The organism is Kutzneria sp. 744 (genome assembly GCF_000568255.1).
Classification (GTDB): Bacteria; Actinomycetota; Actinomycetes; order Mycobacteriales; family Pseudonocardiaceae; genus Kutzneria.
The window spans coordinates 5012655-5019041 of sequence record NZ_KK037166.1 but is presented as its reverse complement, the minus strand read 5'-3'; the positions used below and the strand labels follow the sequence as shown (position 1 = coordinate 5019041).

The window sequence follows — 6387 nt, the reverse complement described above, 5'->3', positions numbered from 1 at the left end:
CCTGTCTTTCTCCTGACAAGTGTGGGAACGTCTTCACTCTTCCAGAGATCCTTGGTGTCTTAGCCCATTTTCTAGCACTACACCAGAATACCCCGGCCAGGACCAGCCGGCCCCGCGGCCGCGCCGGAGCACGTCCCGCCAGGACACGGGCCGTACCCGTACCGGCGGCGCGTTCGGGCTGTCGGCCACCAGGCAGGCCGCGGTGCTGGCGATGGTCGTCTGCGCCCTGGCGCTGTCCATCGCGGTGCCGCTGCGGACGTACCTGACGCAGCACGCGCAGGTGCAGCAGGAACTGGCCCAGCAGGCCAAGCTGCAACAGCAGGCCGAACAGCTGGAGCAGCGCAAACAGCAGTTGGCCGACCCCGCGCAGATCCAGGCCGAGGCGCGCAGCCGCCTGGGCATGGTGATGCCGGGGGAGACGCCGTACACGGTGCAGCTGCCCGGCGACGGGCAGCAGGGCGGCCAGCACGGCTCGCCGCAGCAGCAGGCGTCGAGCCGGCCTTGGTTCGATCAGTTGTGGGATTCGATCACCGGGAGTGGCTCGTGACGGCGGGGATCAGGGAAGCGATCACCGAGCTGGACCGGGAGGTGATCGCCCAGCAGCTCGGCCGTCCGCCGCGCGCGCTCCGGGCCATCGCGCACCGGTGTCCCAGCGGCCACCCCTCCGTCGTGCAGACCGCGCCGCGGCTGGAGGACGGCACGCCGTTCCCGACGCTGTACTACCTGACCTGCCCCCGGCTGACCGCGCTGGCCAGCAGGCTGGAGGCGGACGGCATGATGCGGGAGCAGACCGCGCGGCTGGCCGAGGACGAGGAGCTGGCGGCCCGGTACCTGGCCGCGCACCGCTCGTACCTGGCCGAGCGCGACGCCATCGACTCGCTGGGCACCGAGGTCAGCGCCGGTGGCATGCCCGGCCGGGTCAAGTGCCTGCACGTGCACATCGCGCACGCGCTCGCCTGCGGCCCGGGCGTCAACCCGTTCGGCGACGAGGCCCTCGCCGCACTGGCCTCGGACTGGCCGGCCGGCGACTGCGCCTGACGTCACCCACCAATAGCTGTACGTTGGTGACACCTCTGGTGACGCTGTGTGCACCATATGGGCTAGTCATGCCTCCCCGAGGTGCAAATATCCGTCAACGAAGTGACACTCGTCCGGGTCTGGGGCAGGCTGACCGTGAGCTAACGGCGTGTAGGCAACGATCGCATCTGGGTCATGTGATCGAGACGAGGAGCGTGGATCCGCGTGGGTGTGCACAGCGTTCGAGCCCGGACTCCCAAGCCCGCGCGAGTCGCACCCCAGCGGCGATGGCGGGCGGCCGCGGCCGTCACCGCGATGCTCGCGCCCCTGGTCCTCGCCGGTGATGCCACCTTCACCTGGGTGAACACCGCCCACTCGACGCCCAGCCCGGCGCAGGGCACCAAGAACCCCTTGGGCGCGACCGGCCAGCTCCCGCAGCAGAACACCGTCGACCCCGACCTCAACACCGACATCGGCGACCCGGCCCACGCCGACGGCTCCTCCGAGCTCGGCGGCCTGCCCAACGGCCCCCTCGGCATCCCCGGCGCCGCCTTACAGGCCTACCAGCGGGCTGAGCAGCTCGAAGCCGCCCGCAACCCCAACTGCCACCTGGACTGGGCGCTGCTGGCCGGCATCGGCCGTATCGAGTCCGGCCACGCCCGCGGCGGCGCCGTGGACGCCCAGGGCAACACCCTCTCGCCCATCCTCGGGCCCCGGCTCGACGGCAGCGGCGGCTTCGCCCTCATCTACGACACCGACCACGGCCAGTGGGACTTCGACACCACCTACGACCGCGCCGTCGGCATGATGCAGTTCATTCCGGCCACGTGGGCGCAGTACGCGGCCGTCTCCAACGCCAAGAACTACGGCACCGCGAACCCGAACAACATCTACGACGCCGCCTTCGCCGCCGCCAACTACCTGTGCGCCAGCGGCGGGGACATGCGCAATCCGGCCCAGCGTTCGGCCGCCGTGTTCGGCTACAACCACTCCGACGCCTACGTGGCCAACGTGCTGGCGTGGGCCACCTCGTACGCCAGTGGCGTCGAGACGCTGCCGAACCTGACCGACGTCCCGGTCGTCCAGCCCATCCCGAAGGGTCCTTTCGTCGGCCCGCCGCCCGCGCCGCCCGCGCCTCCGTCGACCACCCCGACGGACCCCGGCACGTCCACGAGCACCACCACGACCACGCCGACGGGCACCACCACGACGACGCCCACCGACACCACCACGTCGACGTCAACCTCGACCTCGACTTCCACGTCGACTTCGACCTCGACGACCACCACCACGACTACGACCACCACGACGACGACGCCGACGTGCCCCACCACGCCGACCTCGACGCCCACCAGCACCGCCGCGCCGACCTCCACGACGCCTGTGCCGCCCGGCTGCCCCACTCCGACCACCACGCACTCGCCGACCCCCAGCGCGACCTCGGTGGCCAGCTGACCGACTAGCGTTGGCGGCATGAAGCACTCGCGGGTGGCCGCCATCGACTGTGGGACGAACTCGATCCGTCTGCTCATCGCCGACGTCACCGTCCAGGACGACGGATCGAGTTCGCTGCGGGACGTCCATCGCGAGATGCGGATCGTCCGGCTCGGGCAGGGCGTCGACGCCACCGGCCGGCTCGCCCCCGAGGCCATCGAGCGCACCCGGGTCGCCCTCGTCGACTACACCGCCCTGTTGCGCCGCAAGGGCGTCGAGGCCGTGCGCATGGTCGCCACCTCCGCCACCCGTGACGCCGCCAACCGCGACGACTTCTTCGCCATGACCCGCGACGTCCTCGGCGTCGAGGCCGAGGTCATCTCCGGCGACGAGGAGGCCCGGCTCTCCTTCACCGGCGCCGTCGGCGACTGCGACCCCGCCGACGGCCCCTTCCTCGTCGTCGACATCGGCGGCGGCTCCACCGAGCTCGTCCTCGGCTCCGAGTCCGGCGTCGAGGCCGCCAAGTCCGTGGACATCGGCTGCGTCCGCATCACCGAGCGCTGCCTCCTGTCCGACCCTCCCACCCCGTCGGAGATCGCCGCCGCCTCCGCCCTGGCCGCCTCCGTCCTCCAGTCCGCCTTCGACGCCGTCCCCGTCGCCAAGGCCCGCACGTGGATCGGCGTCGCCGGCACCGTCACCACCCTCTCCGCCGTCGCGCAGGACCTCCCCCGCTACGACGTCCTCTCCACGCACCTCTCCACCCTGTCCACCGAGCAGATCCACTCCGTCGGCGACCGCCTCCTGTCCATGACCCACGACCAGCGCGCCGCCGTCCCCACCATCCACCCCGGCCGCGTGGACGTCATCGGCGGCGGCGCCATCGTCCTGCGCGTCCTCGCCGACCACCTCTCCACCCACGCCGCCATAACCCACCTCACCGTCAGCGAAAAAGACATCCTCGACGGCATAGCCCTCTCCCTCCTCACCCCCTGACCCCGGCTGCCCTGCGCGCCCCCGCTTGTCAGGAAGGGCCCCTTCCTGACGTTCAACGTCAGGATTGGTCCCATGATCTTGGCCCTATGGGGGCTCTTGATGTTCAACATCGAGAGCCCCCATAGGGCCGGGCAAGCAATCGGTCTATGACGTAGTGGGCTCACACCACCTTCTGTGGCGGGATGTCATCTCGGGCTACAAGTGTGACCGGCGGTCGCGGCCTTGCGGCCGCCGTTGTGTACGCGGCTCTCAGATCCGAGATCACGCCGGCGGGGTCATCGCGGAGCCGGGACGGGAGCGTCTGGACCACCACGATGCCGGCGGCGGTGTACCGAGTGTTGCGCGCGACCGTCCTGGCATAGCCCTTTGCGTCTGAGTGCCATTCGAATGAGTCGATCTCCCAGGCAAGTGCGACCTCGTCGCACCAGGCGTCCGGGACCGCGATGAACTGGCCGTCCGCGCCGTGCACCGGTTGATTCCATGTTGCCTTGGGTAGGTCAGCTCGATGCCATACGGGCATTGCGTGTGCCTCGGCGACTGACCTCGCGCCGGCGCACACTTCCTCCAGCACACGGCGTGGCAGTGCAGTTCCCCGTCGACTGCCCGAGTCGAGCTCGGCGACGAGGTCTGGGGGACGGCATTTGCCGCGCTGGACTGCCTCCGTCAACAATGCGCGAGCCGGGTCTGTCGCCCGCCAACGTCGAACGGCGTCGAGCACCGCACGATCGACCGGTGCTAGTGGGATGTCGTCTCGCATCACCCTGTGCGGCATGTGGATCGTTCGTTCCACCAAGGCGAACCCCGAGCTACGGACGCGACTCTTGTGCGGCAGAAGCAGGTGGACGGCCTCGTCATCGGGAACGTGTCGCAATCCGTGTCGGCGAGCCGCTTCGGTTCCAGTTACCACTGCACTTGGTCCGCCATGCAGGAGGGCTGCGACAACTCGTTGGTATGTAGTCGGTTGGCCGTTGGAAAGCATCACTATTCCTGGCAGCAGCCAACGCCATGGTCCGCCAGGCTGACATCGTCGATAGGAAGTGCCTTCCGGAACGCCGAGCCTGATCAGGTCGGTCACCTTGATCACATGATCGCGGCTCGCCCGCAGCAGGTGGTCGGTGCGGGTCGCCCAGTCTCCTCGAATCATGCCTCGATGCTGCCCTGACCCCCTGACAGTTCCAGATTCCCAAGATCAAGGGACCGATCCTCACGTTCAACGTCAGGAAGGGCCCCTTACTGACGTTCAACGTCAGTAAGGGGCCCTTCCTGACGGTTAGCGGTTGGAGGAGGTGCGGATGAAGCGGGCCAGGTCGGCGGATTGTTGGAGGCGGCTGGGTTCGTGGATGTACATCATGTGGCCGGCCTCGTAGTAGGCGAGGTCGATGTTGGCGCGGAGTTCGGCGGGGATGGCGAGGTGGGCGACGACGTGGTCGCTGCCGGCGAAGGGGGTGGCGCCGTCGTGGTAGCCGGCGGCGATGTGCACGCGGAGGTGGGGGTTGGCGCGCATGGCGGAGGAGAGCTTGTCGGCGGTGGTGACGTGGGCGTTCTCGAAGTCCTTGTACGACCAGGGTTGCACGCGGCTGGAGAGGACCTCGTAGGGCAGGTCGTTGGCGTAACCGAGCTCCCCTCGCAGGTAGTGGTTCAGCGCGGAGGCGTACGGACCGGTGATGGCGCTGATGGAGGGGTCGTGGCTGAAGTGCTCACGCCCGTAGTCGGCCTCCCAGCCGGTGAAACGGCCGTCGATGCGGCCGACGGTGAGCCGCCGCGAGCGGAGAAGCTCGGTGAAGAAACGAATGTGCTCGATACGGAAGTTGACGGCATCGACGTAGTCGGCGGAGAGGCCGGTGAGGGCGGCAGTGCGGTCCACAATGGACTGACGGTCGGCGGCGGAGAGGCGGGAGCCCTGGACGAGGGCCCAGAGGTAGTCCCGGTTGGCGAACTCGACGGCCTCGGCGACGACCTCGGACAGCGGGCGAGAGCCGTGCAGGCCGTGGTAGTGGGCGATGGCGGCGTAGGTGGGAAGGAAGAGGGCGTAAGGAAGTTCGTTGCCCTCGCTGAAGTCCAGGGCATTGAAGTCCAGCGCGGTGGAGATGAGCATGAGGCCGTTGAAGTACATGCCGTACTTGGACTGCAGCCGCTCGGCGATGGCGACGCCGCGGGTGGTGCCGTAGGACTCGCCGGCGATGAACTTGGGCGACATCCAGCGGTCGTTACGCGAGGTCCAGAGCCGGATGACCTCGCTGATGTACTCGATGTCGGCGGCGAAGCCGTGGAACTCCTCGGGCTTGCCGCCCTTGACGGCCCGAGAGAAGCCGGTGGACACCGGGTCGATGAACACCAGGTCGCTCTCGGCCAACAGGGTCTCGGCGTTGTCGACGAGCTCGTACGGCGGCGGGGTCATCGCGCCGACGTCGCCGCTGACCACGCGGCGCGGCCCGAGCAGCCCGAGGTGCAGCCACACGCTCGCGGATCCGGGGCCGCCGTTGAACGCGAAGGTCACGGGCCGTCGCGCGGGGTCGGCGCCGTCCAGCGTGTACGCGGTGAGGAACACCTCGGCCTTGGCGACGTTGCCGTCGAAGGCGCCGTCGGTGTGCTTCTCCTGCCGCAGCACGATGCGCCCGGTGGTCGCGGTGTACTCCAGCGCCCGCCCGCCGACGGTGATCGAGTGCTGGCTGGTGGCCAGGTCGTCGGTCGGGTCTTCGCTGGGCTTCTGCTCGTCGTTGCCTGCCATGAGTGGAACCCTAACCACCGTGGATCTACGAGATCTGGACAACGAGCTCGTCAACTGCCGACGGTGCCCCAGGCTGGTGGCCTGGCGTGAGGGCGCGGCGGCGCAGAGCCGGGCGCGCGACGAGGAGTACTGGTCACGGCCGGTGCCGGGGTTCGGCCCCGCCGACGCAAGCATCGCGGTGATCGGCCTGGCCCCGGCGCTGCACGGCTCGAACC

Annotated in this window: 6 protein-coding genes and 1 pseudogene; 5 read left to right on the top strand and 2 right to left on the bottom strand. The window is 69.1% G+C overall.

Annotated elements, in window-relative coordinates:
- Window positions 1-202 precede the first annotated feature (202 nt).
- From KUTG_RS22375 to KUTG_RS22360, 4 genes are all read left to right on the top strand, one after another.
- Complete coding sequence (locus tag KUTG_RS22375) at window positions 203-547, top strand: FtsB family cell division protein (protein WP_255360896.1); 345 nt, start codon at window positions 203-205, stop codon at window positions 545-547.
- A gap of 20 nt (window positions 548-567) precedes the next feature.
- On the top strand, window positions 568-1038 hold the full coding sequence (locus KUTG_RS22370; RefSeq protein ID WP_043730258.1) for a DUF501 domain-containing protein: 471 nt from the start codon (window positions 568-570) through the stop codon (window positions 1036-1038).
- 294 nt (window positions 1039-1332) lie between these two features.
- A complete protein-coding gene (locus KUTG_RS58825; RefSeq protein WP_157495596.1) occupies window positions 1333-2472 on the top strand; it encodes a lytic transglycosylase domain-containing protein in 1140 nt (379 codons plus the stop codon).
- 18 nt (window positions 2473-2490) lie between these two features.
- Window positions 2491-3444, top strand: a complete 954-nt coding sequence (locus KUTG_RS22360) for a Ppx/GppA phosphatase family protein (RefSeq protein WP_043719298.1) — start codon at window positions 2491-2493, stop codon at window positions 3442-3444.
- 160 nt (window positions 3445-3604) lie between these two features.
- On the opposite strand, the gene KUTG_RS66395 is transcribed toward KUTG_RS22360, so the two are convergent.
- The gene (locus KUTG_RS66395) at window positions 3605-3913 is read right to left on the bottom strand and encodes a hypothetical protein (RefSeq protein ID WP_369794497.1); all 309 of its coding nucleotides are present in this window, start codon (window positions 3911-3913) and stop codon (window positions 3605-3607) included.
- Between the two features lie 801 nt (window positions 3914-4714).
- Window positions 4715-6172: a S10 family peptidase gene (locus KUTG_RS22350; protein WP_043719296.1), complete on the bottom strand. Its 1458-nt coding sequence runs from the start codon at window positions 6170-6172 to the stop codon at window positions 4715-4717.
- On the opposite strand from KUTG_RS22350, the pseudogene KUTG_RS63825 reads away from it, so the two are divergent.
- Window positions 6171-6387, top strand: a pseudogene (locus KUTG_RS63825) (uracil-DNA glycosylase); the annotation flags it as partial. The gene KUTG_RS22350 and the pseudogene KUTG_RS63825 sit on opposite strands and share 2 nt — an antisense overlap.

What these genes read in the sequence shown, in the direction of transcription:
- KUTG_RS58825 (WP_157495596.1), top strand. Translation starts at nt 1,333, where the DNA reads ATGCTCGCGCCCCTGGTCCTCGCCGGTGATGCCACCTTCACCTGGGTG.
- KUTG_RS22360 (WP_043719298.1), top strand. Translation starts at nt 2,491, where the DNA reads ATGAAGCACTCGCGGGTGGCCGCCATCGACTGTGGGACGAACTCGATC.
- KUTG_RS22350 (WP_043719296.1), bottom strand. Translation starts at nt 6,172, where the DNA reads ATGGCAGGCAACGACGAGCAGAAGCCCAGCGAAGACCCGACCGACGAC.